The 14,479-nt window shown below is 71.1% G+C and carries 12 protein-coding genes; 3 read left to right on the forward strand and 9 right to left on the reverse strand.

Features of this window, described 5'->3' with window-relative positions; all coding sequences use genetic code 11:
- The first annotated feature begins 255 nt into the window (after positions 1 to 255).
- From AC1VM9_RS04990 to AC1VM9_RS05000, 3 genes are read left to right on the forward strand one after another with little or no spacing between them, the layout of a single operon-like run.
- Positions 256 to 2,325 (forward strand): MMPL family transporter, encoded by a 2,070-nt coding sequence (locus AC1VM9_RS04990; protein WP_483121511.1) that lies wholly within the window; start codon positions 256 to 258, stop codon positions 2,323 to 2,325.
- A gap of 27 nt (positions 2,326 to 2,352) precedes the next feature.
- The gene (locus AC1VM9_RS04995; protein WP_483121512.1) at positions 2,353 to 2,850 is read left to right on the forward strand and encodes a DUF6220 domain-containing protein; all 498 of its coding nucleotides are present in this window, start codon (positions 2,353 to 2,355) and stop codon (positions 2,848 to 2,850) included.
- On the forward strand, positions 2,847 to 4,832 hold the full coding sequence (locus AC1VM9_RS05000; RefSeq protein ID WP_483121514.1) for a multicopper oxidase domain-containing protein: 1,986 nt from the start codon (positions 2,847 to 2,849) through the stop codon (positions 4,830 to 4,832). The genes AC1VM9_RS04995 and AC1VM9_RS05000 overlap by 4 nt, the downstream gene beginning before the upstream one ends.
- A 269-nt stretch (positions 4,833 to 5,101) precedes the next feature.
- Here the strand turns inward: AC1VM9_RS05000 and AC1VM9_RS05005 are convergent, their stop codons facing one another.
- Genes AC1VM9_RS05005 through AC1VM9_RS05045 form a run of 9 tightly spaced genes read right to left on the reverse strand, consistent with a single transcriptional unit; the run spans position 5,102 to position 14,321 of the window.
- Positions 5,102 to 5,821 carry an SDR family NAD(P)-dependent oxidoreductase gene (locus tag AC1VM9_RS05005; RefSeq protein ID WP_483121516.1) on the reverse strand — a complete coding sequence of 240 codons (720 nt, stop codon included), beginning with the start codon at positions 5,819 to 5,821 and terminating at the stop codon, positions 5,102 to 5,104.
- A 20-nt stretch (positions 5,822 to 5,841) separates the two neighbouring features.
- Positions 5,842 to 7,209 carry a sialidase family protein gene (locus tag AC1VM9_RS05010; protein ID WP_483121518.1) on the reverse strand — a complete coding sequence of 456 codons (1,368 nt, stop codon included), beginning with the start codon at positions 7,207 to 7,209 and terminating at the stop codon, positions 5,842 to 5,844.
- The gene (locus AC1VM9_RS05015) at positions 7,206 to 8,018 is read right to left on the reverse strand and encodes an HpcH/HpaI aldolase family protein (RefSeq protein ID WP_481343818.1); all 813 of its coding nucleotides are present in this window, start codon (positions 8,016 to 8,018) and stop codon (positions 7,206 to 7,208) included. Before AC1VM9_RS05015 ends, AC1VM9_RS05010 begins: the two co-directional genes overlap by 4 nt.
- Positions 8,015 to 9,001 carry an aldo/keto reductase gene (locus AC1VM9_RS05020; RefSeq protein ID WP_483121520.1) on the reverse strand — a complete coding sequence of 329 codons (987 nt, stop codon included), beginning with the start codon at positions 8,999 to 9,001 and terminating at the stop codon, positions 8,015 to 8,017. The genes AC1VM9_RS05015 and AC1VM9_RS05020 overlap by 4 nt, the downstream gene beginning before the upstream one ends.
- Positions 8,998 to 9,849, reverse strand: coding sequence for an ATP-binding cassette domain-containing protein (locus AC1VM9_RS05025; protein WP_483121522.1), 852 nt, complete (start codon positions 9,847 to 9,849; stop codon positions 8,998 to 9,000). The genes AC1VM9_RS05020 and AC1VM9_RS05025 overlap by 4 nt, the downstream gene beginning before the upstream one ends.
- A complete protein-coding gene (locus AC1VM9_RS05030) occupies positions 9,842 to 10,804 on the reverse strand; it encodes an ABC transporter ATP-binding protein (RefSeq protein WP_483121524.1) in 963 nt (320 codons plus the stop codon). The genes AC1VM9_RS05025 and AC1VM9_RS05030 overlap by 8 nt, the downstream gene beginning before the upstream one ends.
- Positions 10,804 to 11,739, reverse strand: a complete 936-nt coding sequence (locus AC1VM9_RS05035) for an ABC transporter permease (RefSeq protein WP_481342605.1) — start codon at positions 11,737 to 11,739, stop codon at positions 10,804 to 10,806. Before AC1VM9_RS05035 ends, AC1VM9_RS05030 begins: the two co-directional genes overlap by 1 nt.
- Positions 11,736 to 12,668 (reverse strand): ABC transporter permease, encoded by a 933-nt coding sequence (locus AC1VM9_RS05040; RefSeq protein WP_481342603.1) that lies wholly within the window; start codon positions 12,666 to 12,668, stop codon positions 11,736 to 11,738. Before AC1VM9_RS05040 ends, AC1VM9_RS05035 begins: the two co-directional genes overlap by 4 nt.
- 24 nt (positions 12,669 to 12,692) lie before the next feature.
- Complete coding sequence (locus AC1VM9_RS05045; RefSeq protein ID WP_483121526.1) at positions 12,693 to 14,321, reverse strand: ABC transporter substrate-binding protein; 1,629 nt, start codon at positions 14,319 to 14,321, stop codon at positions 12,693 to 12,695.
- Positions 14,322 to 14,479 lie beyond the last annotated feature (158 nt).

Here is a 14,479-nt window from a genome sequence, read left to right on the forward strand (position 1 = left end):
ACACTGACATCTCTTGGCCGAGGACCCACGGGCTGAGGCGACGCCACGATCGAGGGCATCAACCCACCCATGGAGGCTGCCGTGACCGACCTGTCCCCACCTGTCCGACAAGACGACTGCGACGGTGAGCCGCCGCAGGGTGCCGTGGACCCGAACGCACGCCGGGCACCCGGCCGGATCGGTAGGCGCACCGGTCTGGCGCGGCTCGCCGGATTCGCCCAGCGACACCACTGGACAGCGTTGCTCTGCTGGGTCGTGCTCCTGATCGGCGTCACGGTCGCGGCGCGGGCAGTCGGTGACGGCTACGACAACGGGAGTGACGTCTCCCTGCCCGGGACCCAGTCACAGCAGGTGGCGCAGCTGCTCGAGAAGCACGCTCCCGAGCAGACGGGGGACAGCGTCACGGTGGTGCTGCACGACGAGCGCGGCTGGGACGCCGACCTGGATCTCGGCGCCCTGACCCGTGAGCTGTCGTCAGTGGAGCACGTGGAGGCGGTCATCCCGCCGCACCCGACGCAGGGCCCGGTGTCGGCCGACGGCACCCTCGCGCTCGTCGAGGTGGCTCTCGACGGCGAACGCGGAAGTGCTCCGCCGGCCACCTACCGGCAGATCATCGCGGTGGCCCAGGCTCATTCGTCCGAGCACCTGCAGGTCGAGCTCGCGGGCACCGGCATCCGGAAGGTGGTGCGCGCCGGAGGCAACAGTGCTGAGAGTGCCGGGATGCTCGCCGCGTTGGTGATCCTCGTCTTCATGTTCGGCTCGTTGCTCGCGGCGAGCCTTCCCCTGATCAGCGCGCTGTTCGCGGTGGGAAGCACCCTCGGGCTGGTGGCGCTGCTGTCTCACCTGATCGCCATCCCTGACTACAGCCTGTCGCTGCTCGTCCTGGTCGGTCTCGGGGTCGGAATCGACTACGCGTTGTTGGTCTTCAGCCGGTTCCGGACGGAGCTGCTGCGAGGAGCCGATCGAGGCGAGGCGACGCGAACGGCGCTCGACACCGCTGGGCGTTCGGTGTTGTTCGCGGGTGCCAGTGTGATCCTCGCGCTTCTCGGGATGTTCGCTCTCGGGATCGCGGCCTTCGAGGGCACGGTGACCGCAGTCGCCATCACGGTGCTGGTGACCATGGTCGCCTCGCTGACCCTGCTGCCGGCGTTGCTGACGGTCTTCGGAAGGAGGATCGAGAAGCGGGTCAGGACGCATGCGGCCAAGACCGGACGGCATCCTGGTGAGCGCTGGCGCCGGTGGGCCTGGCGGGTGCAGCGCAGACCGTGGCCGGCGCTGGTCGTGTCCCTCATCGCGCTCGGGGCGTTGGCCGCTCCCGCGTTGAGCCTGCAGCTCGGGTTCAACGACGCCGGGAACGACGCGGCGGGCACGACGACGCGGGCGGCATACGACCTGGTCAGCGAGAAGCTGGGGCCAGGGGCCAACGGTCCCCTGCTCGTGATGACCGAGGGGTCGCGCGCGCAGGCGGAGGCCGCCCACGATCGCATCGTCGCCAACGCCGGCATGGTGCCCGACCGGGTGAGCCCGCCCATCCCGCTGGCCGATGGCGTCTTCATGATCCGCGCCCAGCCGACGACCGGGCCGCAGGACGAGGCCACGGCTGCGCTGGTCACCGAGCTGCGAGAGGAGCTCGGTGAGCCCTACCTCGTGGGTGGTGCGACGGCCGCCAATGTCGACTACTCCGACGCCATCTCGACCCGCTTCCCCTTGTTCGTCGTGGTGGTTGTGGGGCTGTCTGCACTGCTGCTGCTCAGCGTGTTCCGTTCGGTGGCGATCGCGGTCAAGGCTGCCGTCCTCAACGTGCTGTCCATCGGCGCGGCCCTCGGTGCCATGAAGCTCGTCTTCCAGGACGGCCGGCTGTGGGCAGACGCCGGCCCCATCGAGGCCTTCATGCCGGTGTTCATCTTCGCCGTCGTGTTCGGCCTGTCGATGGACTACGAGGTCTTCCTCCTGTCACGCATGCGGGAGGCGTGGATCGCGACCGGAGACGCCCAGCATGCGGCCCGTGAGGGGCTCGCGCACACCGGAGGAGTCATCACCGCGGCCGCGGCGATCATGGTCGTGGTCTTCGGCTCCTTCGTGTTCGCCCCCGACCGGATGCTGCAGCAGACGGGCTTCGCCATGGCGATCGCGGTGCTGCTCGACGCCGTGGTGGTCCGGTGCCTGGTCGTCCCGGCCGTGATGCGCCTGCTCGGCGCGAAGGCGTGGTGGCTACCGGCGCACCTGGAGCGCTGGCTACCCCGCTTCGACGTCGACGGACGGCCCCGGGCTCGAGTGGCCCTGCCGAGGGGTTCCGAGCTCGCAGTAGGCCCGCGCCGCACCTGACACAAGCGATCCGAAAGGAGCAATGACATGCGCAGAACCTTCTCGGGGCTGGCCTCGATCCTGATGCTGGCTGTCGTCGTCCAGCTCTTCCTCGCCGGCAGCGGCGCGTTCGACACCGCGCCCAACGACGAGTCGTTCGCGCCCCACCGCGCCCTGGGATACCTCATCCTCCTGCTCGCCGTGCTGCTGGTGGTGGGAGGAGCTGTGGCCCGCATGCCGGGGCGGCTGCTGGGGATGTCCGCCCTCGTCGTGGGTCTGGCCCTGTTGCAGCCGGTGATCGCTGTGGTCGCCGGTGGCCTCGATGAGTCCGGGGACGGCGCCACCCAAGCCGGCAAGCTCGTCTTCGGGCTGCACGCCGTCAACGGGCTGGTGATCGCGACCGTGCTCGGGACGCTCGTCCGGCGATCGCGCGAGCTGTCGAGCCCGACGCGAGCCAGAACCGGGAATGCAGTCGGGCCCGAGGGGTCGGCCCGGTCACGCCCAGTCGACGAATCCGATTCGGGAACGGCTGAATCCGCCTCATGACGACCCTTCAGAGCATCATGCTGGACGATGCGGTCGCACTCCTCGGCGTGGTCGCGTGGTTCATGACAGCGGCAGCGGTGGCGCAACGGCGTATCCGGCTGGGCTGCTGGCTCATGGGTGCTGCGCTCGTCCTGGTCATCTGCCGGGTGGTCACGGTCGCACTGCTGGCCTGGCACGGCTGGTGGTTCGTGCAGGAGAAGGTTCTGATCGGGCTGCCGCTGTTGTACTCGACGGGGCTCGCCGCCGTCCTCATCGCCGGTCCGGCCATGCTGAGGGCACGTCGTGGTGCCACCGCTCTGCCGACCGGCTGTGTCGTCGTCGTTCTGACGGCCGGCTACGCGGCACTCGCCGGGCTCGCGGTGACCTTCCTGGTCGGGTACCCCGTCACATGGAGCGCCGCCCTGATCACGGTGGCGGCGGTCGGCGGGTGCGCTCTGCTGACGGCTGGAGTGGTCACCCGGAGCCCCCGGGACTCGGGCAGCGTGGCCGGTGACCCGGCCGGCTCCGGTGGACCGCCCGACATCTCGCGCCGCCGATTCATCACCGTGGCCGGGGGTGCGGCGGTGGTGACGGCCGGCGGAGCGGGTCTCGGGCTGACGCTGGTGCAGAGTCCTACCGTCGACAACGGGAACGGAGCCGGTCCGTCTCCACGTCGGGGCGTCTCGGTATCCGAGCTACGCGGGGCGACGACGCCGGCACCCGGCGGGGTCGTACGCCGCGAGGTCCTGACCGCCCAGAAGGCCGACGTCGCAGTCGCCTCCGGGGAGCGGCTCGACGCGTGGACCTACAACGGCCGCGTGCCCGGGCCGGCGATCGTCGCCTCCCAGGGTGACCTGCTGGAGGTCACCCTGCGGAACGCCGACATCGAGGGCGGCGTCACCGTGCACTGGCACGGGTATGACGTCGCCTGCGGCGAGGACGGCGCGCCGGGGGTGACCCAGGCCGCCGTGCGCCCCGGTGAGGAGTTCGTCTACCGGTTCCGGGCGGAACAGGTCGGCACCTACTGGTACCACACGCACCAGGCATCGCACGAAGGGGTGCGCCGGGGACTCTACGGGACGCTCGTCGTGCACCCGCGGGGGGAGCGAGCCGGGCTGGGGGACTCGTCGGGGGCACTGGACCTGACGCTGCCCCTGCACACGATGGACGGCAGGGTGTTCATCGGTGACCTGGTGCGCTTCACCGATCGCGTCGCGTCCGTGGGCACGCCGGTGCGGCTTCGGCTCGTCAACACCGACTCGGACCCACATCGCGTTGCCGTGGTGGGATCGAGGTTCCGGGTGGCTGCCGTCGACGGCCGCGACCTCCACCAGCCCGGGGAGGTGGGCGGGCTGGCGCTGAGGCTCGCCGCCGGTGGGCGGTGCGACGTCGTCTTCGACATGCCGGACCGGACCGTCACCCTGCTGGTCGACAACGATCGCTCGGGTGGACTCCGGCTGCGTCCTGGCGACACCTCGGCGGCAGCGGGGCCAGAAGGGACGGACACCGGACGCTGGCCGGAGCTGGACCTGCTCCAGTACGGACAACCTGTGGGACGCGTCCTCGATCCCGAGAAGGCCGACCGGCACTTCACCATCGTGCTCGACCGTGGTCTGGCGATGGTCGACGGCAGGCCGGCGTTCGCACAGACGGTCAACGGTCTCGGCCACCCGTCGATCCCCGACCAGCTCGTGACCGAGGGTGACGTCGTGAAGTTCACCGTGGTGAACCGGAGCCTGGAGACGCATCCGTGGCACCTGCACGGCCACGCCGTGCTCGTCCTCTCGCGGAACGGCGTGCCGCCTTCCGGCAGCCCGCTGTGGATGGACACCTTCGACGTACGGCCCGGAGAGGTCTGGGAGGTCGCCTTTCGCGCCACCAACCCCGGCATCTGGATGAACCACTGCCACAACCTTCCGCACGCCGACCAGGGAATGATGCTGCGGCTCGTCTATGACGGCATCACCCCGTATGACGAGAGCGATGGCCACCACCGCCATTGACAGGAGTTGCCTGACAGGGCGGCGACCTGGGACGGCTCGGGTCCGAGGCGGGTGGCATCACGCGTGCCGTCCCACGGTGTGACGGATCCCGGGGTCGGAGCCGGTACGCGCCGAAGGGCGGCGCGGCGTACGGCATCCCGAGAAGGTGACGCACGCCGTCCTGCACGAGCCCTCGGACCGTGCCGTGGCGGGTCCCGGACCACGGTGTCCATCTCCCCAGCGTCCCAGCGGGGATCCGTCACCGTGGCGCTTTCGCGAGGTCGGGGACGTCACCGTGGCAGCGATGCTCCCCCGCACATGACGAGAGTCTGCCCGGTGACCATGGCCCCGGAGGGCTCGAGGAGGAAGCGCACGAGCCCGGCGACCTCGGCGGGCTCGACGAGCCGACCGAGCGGTGGCAGGACGGGCGGGGTGGCCGCCCGGTTCGGGTCCTCGAGCATCGGCGTGCGGGTCGGACCGGGCGCCACGACGTTGACCGTGACGCGTCGCGGCGCGAGCTCGGCGGCCCACGAGCGGGCGAGGGCCACGAGCGCCGCCTTCGTCGCGGCGTACTGGCTCTTGCCCGGTACCCCGGTCATCGTCCGGCTGCCGACGAGCACGACGCGGCCGCCGTCGTGGACGTGCTCGATGAGCCCGTCCACGAGCCGTTCGGCCGCGCGGACGTGCATGGCCCACATCCGCTCGCCACCGGCGTGGTCGAGAGCGCCGATGCGCCCGGAGTGCTGAAGTCCCGCGGCATGGACCACGGCGCCCAGACCGCCGCCCGGGGTCGCCCGCACCGCCGCGACGGCGTCGTTGACCGAGGTGACGTCAGTCAGGTCGCAGGCCAGCCACGCGGCGCTGCCCGGGAGGGACCCACGGGTCCGGCTCAGCCCGATGACGTGCCACCCGGCGTCGAGCAGCTCGGCGGCCACGGCGAGCCCGATGCCGGAGCTGGCACCGGTGACGACGGCGGTGCGCGGCGCCGGTCCGGGGGTCCGGCTCGACAAGCCTGCGCTCTCCGGTCCGGTCACGCCGACCCGGTGGACGTCGACCCTGGACGCGTCGACGCGTCCGCGGGCGGTTGCGTGCCATCGGCCCGGCCGGCCTGCGCCACCAACCGGTCGACGGCGTCGGCTGGCACGTGCACGTACCGGATGGCGCGACGGTGCCACGTGTAGGCCAGGTGGAGGTCACCGTCGCGGCCGGGCAGCACCGACGGGTAGGACAGCTCACGGTTGAGCCCGTCGCGCGAGTTGTTCGACAGGCAGTACCCGTCACCGGTCTCGACGTCGAGCAGCGCCGGCCAGGTGCGACCGTCGTCGACGCTGACGCCGAGCGTCATCGGCGCGCGGGGCGCACCCCAGAACGCCCTGGGGCGGTCCTCGGCGCGGTCCACCCGGGCGGGTCCGCCCACGGCGAGGCCACCCGAGGGGGGGCCGCCGGCGGAACCGGGTGCAGGGCCCACATCGGCGAGCACCGGGCCGTGGACGTCCTCCCGGATGCCGTCGTCGTCGATCTCGTCGTAGAGCGAGACCCGGCGCGCCGTGGCGTCGGCGGCACTGCTGCGGTTGAGGACGAGCGCCACCCGGCCGTCGCCGAAGGCGGCCGCCTGGATCGACGAGTTGTTGTTCGGCAGGACGGTCGGCACCGGCCGGCTCCAGGTGCTGCCGCCGTCTGTCGACTTCGTCTCCCACACATGGTCGGCCCACCGGCTGCGGAAGCACGCCCACAGCGATCCGTCCTGTCGCTCGACGATGTTCATGTGCACGCAGCCGAGGGAGCCAGGCACCTCGACGTCGGTCCACGTGGAGCCTCCGTCGTCGCTGACCCGCACCCCGGACGTGTCGGCGTCACCGGCCCACCTCTCCCCCGGCAACGTGACGCAGTTGAAGACGGGCACGAGGATGCGGCCGGTCGGCAGGACGACCGGGGGCTGGCGCACGAACACGCCGCCCTGCTCGGTGGCCGGGAACAGCACGGTCGGCTCGTCCCAGGTCACGCCGCCGTCGCGCGAGATGCGCCGACGCACCTCGGAGGTGTCCTGGTTGCCGGCCAGCTGGGCCGTGTAGAGCAGCCACACCTCCGCGTCGGTGGCGACGAAGAGCACCGGATTCTGCTCCGAGCGCGTCGGGTCGTCGCTGAGCCGCACCGGGGCCCGCCACGTGTCGGACCCGGCGGGCAGCACGGACAGGTACGCCGAGACGTCGGCGACCCCCTCCTGCGTCCCACCGAACCACACGCAGGCCAGGTCGCCGCCGGGCAGCCACGCGAGGTTGGCCGCGTGGCACTGCACGGTCGGCGTGGGCAGCAGGGCCGTCGGGAAGGCATGCGGAAAGGTCGCCTCGTCCCGCACCCGGACGACGCCGTCGGCGACGGGATCGGCGGCGAGCGTCACGACTCCCCCCGGGCAGCCCGCAGGTGCGCGGTCGCCACCTGTTCGAGGTGGACCAGGTCGGAGGACACCGTGGCGAGCGTGAACCCCTGGCCGAGGCGCTTGGCGGCGGCCTCCCCACTGGGCGTGTGGAACCCGGCGGCGATGCCCGCCGTCTGCGCCGCCCGAAGGATGCGCTCGACGGCGGCCTCGAAGACGTCGTCGACGGTCGGGTCGGTCGAGGTCGAGCCACCCACCGCCAGTCGCAGGTCGGACGGGCCGATGTAGAGCCCGTCGACACCGGGGGTGGCCGCGATCCGCTCGACGTTCTCCAGGCCCTGGGGGGTCTCGATCATCACGAGCACGACGGTCGCCTCGTTCGAGGCCGCCGGGTCCGGGCCGATCCGCAGCTGTGAGCGCATCGGGCCGTAGGAGCGGATGCCCTCGGGGCCGTACTTGGCGTACGACACGGCGCGGGCGGCGTCCTCGGCGGTGTTGACGAGCGGCACGATGACCCCGGCAGCCCCGGCGTCGAGAGCCTGCCCGATGAGGAACGGGTCGTTGGCGCCGACCCGGACCATGCCCACCGACTCGCCCCCGGCGTCGATGGCCTGCATCCCGGACAGGATGCCCTTGTAGTCGAGGAGGCCGTGCTGGGCGTCGAAGCACACGTAGTCCCAGCCCACGCGCGCGAGGCGCTCTGTCGACACCGGCGAGTCGATGATGACCCAGTAGCCCAGGATCGGCTCGCGCGAACGGACCCGTCGGGCGTAGTCCAGGACACGGGCGCGGCTGCGCTCCAAGGCGGTCCGAGGGGCCTCCGCCGCGCTCATCGGTTGTATCCCGGCATCGAGCCCAGGAGGGGCGAGCCCGCCTCGTCGCACGCGGCGACGACGTCCTCGGCCAGCGGACCGGCTTGTGCAGCAGTGATGTTGGCCTCCAGCTGATGTGGTTTGGACCCGCCCAGCAGCACCGAGGACACGACCGGCTTGGACAGCAGCCAACGCAGGGCCAGCGCGGGAAGGGTGACACCCGCGTCGGCGGCGACGGCCGACAGGGCGTCGATGACCGCGAACGTCTCGGCATTCCAGTAGCGGTCCTTGTACATGGTCGACAGTGCCGACGAGCCGAAGCGCCCCTCGGTCGGCGACTCGGTGAAGGTGTGGCGGCCCGTCAGCAGGCCCCCGCCGAGCGGGTTGTAGACGACCGTCGCGAGGTCCTTCGTGGTGGCGAACTCGACGTACTCGGCCTCGATGCGTCGGGCGACGAGGTTGTACAGCTGCTGGGCGAGCACCGGACGCGGCGTGCCGAGCGCGTCGCAGGCGGCGTTGACGTCACCGATCTGCCACGCGGCGAAGTTGGACACGCCGATGGCGCGGACCTTGCCCTCCTTGACGAAGTCGCCCAGGGCGGAGACGGTCTCGTCGATCGGGACGGAGCGGTCGGGCTGGTGCAGGTAGTAGACGTCGATGTGCTCGGTCCGCAGTCGCCGCAGGCTCGCCTCGAGCGAGGACCGCAGGGCGGACGCCGACAGCAGCGGCGCTCCGCCCGCGTCACCGGGGTAGATGCCGGCCTTGGTGGCGAGCGTCACGGCGTCCCGTCGGCCCTGGAGGATCTCCCCGAGCATCTCCTCGCTCGCTCCCCCGGCGTAGCCGTTGGCCGTGTCGACCGAGGTGATGCCGGCCCCGATCGCGACGTCGACCATCCTCCGTGCGGTGTCGAGGTCGACCGTGTCGCCGAACGTCATCGTGCCGAGCACGAGCCGCGGGAGCGGTCGGTCGAGCCCGGGCAGGTCGACGGTGGGCAGGTCGGTCATGCGATCTTCTCGCTCTCTGCCGCACGGGCGGCGGCGATGTGACGGATGAGGTGACGCGGCTTGAGGCCGGTCATGAGGGCGGGCTCGAGCGCCGAGCGACGCAGCCGCTGCGTGTACTCCTCGCGGGGGCGGGCCAGCAGCTCCTCGGTGGCCCCATGCTCGACGACACGACCGGCCCGCATGACGAGCGTCTCCTTCGAGATCGCCCGCACGACGCCGAGGTTGTGCGAGATGAACAGGTACGTCAGGCCGCGCTCGCGCTGGATCTCGCGGAGCAGCTCGATGACCTGGGCCTGGACCGACACGTCGAGAGCACTTGTCGCCTCGTCGCACACGAGCAGCTCGGGCTCGGAGGCGAGGGCGCGAGCGATGCCGATGCGCTGGCGCTGCCCGCCGGAGAACTCCGGCGGCTTGCGGGTCAGGGCACTCTTCGGCAGGCCGACGAGGTCGAGGAGCTCGGCGGCACGGTCGCGTTGCACCTTCCTCGAGCGCTCGCCACGGACCGCCACCGGTTCGGCGACGATCTGCTGCGCCGTGAGGTGCGGGTCCAGCGAGCCGTAGGGGTCCTGGAACACCATCTGGATGCGGTGCCGCAGCGGGCGCAGCGCGCGCTCGGACAGCGTCGCGAGGTCGGTGCCGTCGAGGACGATCGAGCCCGACGTGGGGCGCAGCAGGCGTACGAGGGCCTTGGCCACCGTGGACTTGCCGCAGCCGGACTCACCGACGACGGCGAGCGTCCCGCCCCGCGGCACGCTGAACGACACGTCGTCGACCGCCCGGAAGGTCTCCTTGCCGGTGCGGTACTCGACGACGAGGTTGCTCACCTCGAGCAGCGGCGTGTCAGCCATGGGTCGCCTCCTTGACGCGCGAGGTCGGGTCGGTCGGGTCGGTGGGGCCGGTCGCCGGCGAGGCCGGCTCGTCGGCGACCACGGGTGCCGCGGCGGTCCCAGTGGCGTTCTCCGGCAGGGACGTGTCGGGCTCGCCGGGTCCGCGGTCACGCAGGGCGGGGTCGTCCCACGGGCCCAGCTCGGGGATCGCGCCGAGCAGCTTCTGCGTGTACGGGTGCTGCGGGTGGTCGACGACGTCGCCGACCGGGCCCCCCTCGACGAACGCGCCGTCCTTCATGACGTGGACGCGGTCGCTCATGAGCCGGGCGACGCCGAGGTCGTGCGTGATGAGCAGCAGGCCGATACCCGTCTGCTCCTGCAGCTCGAGGAGCAGGTCGAGGATGCCGGCCTGCACCGTGACGTCGAGGGCGCTCGTCGGCTCGTCGGCGACGATGAGGTCGGCGTCGGTGGAGACCGCCATGGCGATGAGGACGCGCTGCAGCATGCCGCCGGACAGCTGGTGGGGGTAGGCGTCGAACTGCTTGCCCGGGTTGCTGATGTGGACGCGCTCCATGAGCGCGAGCGCCCGCTCGCGGGCCTGCGCCTTCGACAGCTTGGGGTACTTGACCTGGACCGCCTCGACCATCTGGGCGCCGATGCTCCGGATCGGGTTGAGGGCCGTCATCGGGTCCTGGGGCACGAGCGCCACGGACCGGCCGCGCAGGGCGTCGATGACCTTGCGGCTGCCCGTGACGTCCTGGCCGTCGATGCGGGCCTCGCCGGAGATGACGGCGAGGTCGTCGGGCAGCAGCCGCAGGATCGCCATGGCCGTCGTCGACTTGCCCGACCCGGACTCGCCGATGATCGTCACGGTCTCGCCACGGTCCACGCTGAAGGTGACGCCGTCGACGGCGCGCACGACGCGGTCGAGGGTGATGAGCTCGACCTGAAGGTCCTTGACCTCGAGCAGGGCCATCACGCCTCCTTCGAACGCCGGACGCGGTCGCGCAGGCCGTCGCCGAGCAGGTTGACGCCGACGACGAGCAGCGCGATGACGATGCCTGGGACGGTGACGAGCCACCACCTGCCGGTGACGAACAGCTCCCGGCCGTCGCTGATGATGCCGCCCCACGTGGGGTAGGGCCGCTGGACGCCGGCGCCGAGGAACGCGAGCGCGCTCTCGAGCAGCACCGCCTGGGCGAGCAGCAGGAGCACGACGACGAGCACCTGCTGGAGGATGTTGGGGATGACGTGTCTGGCGATGATCGCGACCCGGTGCAGGCCGAGGACGCGCGACGCCGCGACGTACGGCTTCTCCCTCTCGACGAGCACGAGCGCCCGCGTGATGCGAGCCGGTTCCGGCCACTGGGCGAAGGCGATGACCGCCGTGATGACGACGATCGACGGGCCGAAGAGGCCGACGACGAGCAGGAGCATGAGCAGCAGCGGCAGCGACATCTGGGCCTCGAGCAGGCGCGAGACGATGGTGTCGGTCCAGCCCCCGAAGTAGCCGGCGGCCGCGCCCGCGGCGATGCCGACGAGGCCCGACACGATGATGGCGAGGCAACCGATGAGCAGGGAGGTCTGCCCGCCGTGCAGGACCCGCGAGAGCAGGTCGCGGCCGTTCGGGTCGGTGCCGAGGAGGTGGCCGGGGCTGAACGGCGGCAGGGCCGACTCGCTCAGCTGGCCCACGATGGGATCCGGCAGCGGCAGCCACCGGGCGAGGAGGACGGGAACCACGACGAGCCCGGCGCTGATCGCCCCGGCCCAGATCTTGATCGTGCTGTACCGGGCGCGTCGGGCCGCGGCCGACCGGCGGCGCAGCTGCGCGGTCACGGCCGAGGGGCTCGCCGTGCGGGTGCCGAGGTCCGGGCGCGTCGGCACGTCCTCCGTGCTGGCTGCGGTGCTCATGAGGTGGCCTCTCCGAGTCGGACCCGCGGGTCCATGAGCGGGTAGAGCAGGTCGACGACGAGCTGCACGAGCAGCGCGAGCACGACGGTGACGAGGACGGTGGCCTGGATGAGCGGGAAGTCGCGCTGCTTGAGGGCGTTGACGACGAGCTCACCGACCCCCGGCCACTTGAAGACGACCTCGACGATGACGACGCCGTTGAGCATCGCGGCAAAGCGCGTGCCGAGCGCCGTGACGACGGGGATGGCCGAGTTGCCGAAGGCGTGCCCCCAGACGAGGCGGCGCTCGGGCACACCGCGCGACCGGGCGACCGTGAGGTAGGGCGCCGTGAGGTTGGCGACCATCTCTCGGCGCACGAGACGCGAGATGAGCGCCACCTGCAGGATCGCGATGGTCACCGTCGGCAGGATGATCGCGCTCACCGTGTCGAACCCGGCCGGCGCGAACCAGCCGAGGTTGACGGCGAAGACGATGAGCAGGACGAAGCCGATCCAGAAGTCCGGCATCGACTGGCCCGCGATGGTGGCGATGTTCGCCCCGAGCTCGGGACCGGTGTTGGCGCGGCGGGCCATCCACACCCCGAGCGGGATCGCGACGACCGTCGTGAGCAGGATGGCCGCGACCGCCAGGGTGATGGTGTAGGGCAGCCGCTCCATGACGACGTCGAGGGCCGGCTGCTTGAAGAAGAACGACGTGCCGACGTCCCCGTGGAACAGGTGTGACAGGAAGGTCGCGAACTGGACCCAGATCGGCTGGTCGAGCCCGAACTCCCGGCGGATCGCCTCGAGCTGGGCCGACGTGGGGTTCGGTGGTGCGTAGTTGGCGGCCGGGTCGCCCGGGGCGAGGCGCAGCAGCACGAAGACCGACGCGGTCGCCAGGAAGGCGGTCAGGACCGTCTGCCCGATGCGCTTGAGGACGTAGTTCAGCATGGGGTCACCTGCAGGTGGGGCGCGTCACGCGGAGACGGTGACGGACCCGAGGTCGTAGGAGTTGATGGCGCGCAGCTTGAGCGTGGTGACGCGCTTGCGCTTGGCGAGGACGTTGTTCGGCGTCCAGGCCCACAGGGCCGGCCACGTGGCCCAGATCTTCTCCTGGGCCTGCTTGAGCAGCTCGTCGCGCTTCGTCTCGTCGGCCTCGGCACCGGCCTGGTCGAGGATGGCGACGATGTCGGGGAAGACGTAGCCCTGGTAGGTGTCCTTGGTCTTCTCCTTGGCGGGCGTGCCGCCGTACTGGCCGACGAGGTTGGTCAGGGCCAGGCCGGTCTGGTTGCCGTAGCCGTTCGCGAGCACGTCCCAGTCTCCCGCCTCGCCACGGCGCCAGGCGTTGATCTCGCCGCCCTTCGGGATCATCTTCAGGGTGGCCGTGACGCCGACGGCGGCGAGCATCTGCGAGATGGCCTCGAGGACGCGCGAGGCGCCGGCGAACTCGGAGTCCTCCCAGATGAAAGTCAGCTTGAGGTCGGAGACCCCCGCGTCGGCCAGCATCTTCTTGGCCTTGGCCGGGTCGTACACGTACTCGCCGGTCTTGGCGTAGCCCGCGAGAGTCTTGGGCACGACGCCCTCGGCCGAGCTGACCTGGCCGTTCATGAGGGCCTTGATGAGCGAGTCGTGGTCGATCGCGTAGGTCAGCGCCTCGCGGACCTTCGGGTCGGCGAGGGGGTGGCCGGCGGGCTTGCGGAAGTTGTAGAAGAGGTGGATCAGGCGGGTGCCGGGCGTCTCGATGACGTCGACGTCGGCGTTCGTCTTGAGCGAGGCCGCGGACTCGGGCGTGATGGTGTCGATGACGTCTGCCTGGCCGGAGGTGATGGCGATGACGCGCGCGCCCTCCTCCTCCTGGTAGGAGACGTTGACCTCCTCGAGCTTGGCCTTCTCGCCCCAGTAGTTCTCGTTGCGGGTGAGGCGGTACGTGCCGGTGCCGGTGTCGGCCGAGGCGATGACGAACGGGCCCGTGCCGAGGCCGGTCGACAGCTCCTCGGCCTTGTTGTCCTTGGCCGGCGTGATGAGGATGTTCGACATCAGCGAGTTGAGGGAGACGACGGGGACCTTGGTCGTCAGCGTGAAGGTCTTGTCGTCGACCTTGCTGAAGGTCGGCTGCTCGGGGAACTGGGAGGCGACGTAGCCGGCCGGCACCTGGAAGTAGAGCTTGAGGGCGGTCTCGACGTCCTCCACGGTGACCGGGGACTTGTCGGAGTAGTGGATCCCGCTGCGCAGCTTGACGGTCCACTCCGTGGGCTTGGTCTGCTCGAACGACTCGGCCAGGACGAGCTCGGGCTTGAGGTCGTCACCGATCTTGGTGAGGGCCTCGCGCACCGCACGCTGGACCGTGACCGCCGCGTCGTACTGGTTCAGCTTGTTGTCCAGGCTGACGAGGTTGCGGTTGAGCAGGATGCTCAGCTTGCCTCCCGCGGCGGCGGCACCACCGGTGCTCGCGTTCGTCGCCGACTTCGGGCCCGCGCACGCCGCGATCGCGGGGGCGAGGAGCGCCCCGGCGCCCGCGAGGGACGCGAACTTCAGCATCGACCGGCGGGAGACCTCGCGCACCGGCTGGTCGGGCTGGGGAAGCGGTGCTGGCGTGTGGGGCATCTGGACTCCTCGTTGAGTTGGCCGAGACCGCAACTGCGCGTTGTGCGCCGTTCGGGATGACCCAACCGTCGCACCATTGCGCGAAATGCGCAAGACCTGTACCGTCAATTTTCACGAGCAAGCCTCGCTGCACCAGCCGCTCCCCCGCCGGGCGAGAT

Source organism: Monashia sp. HAY1-11D, assembly GCF_056868035.1.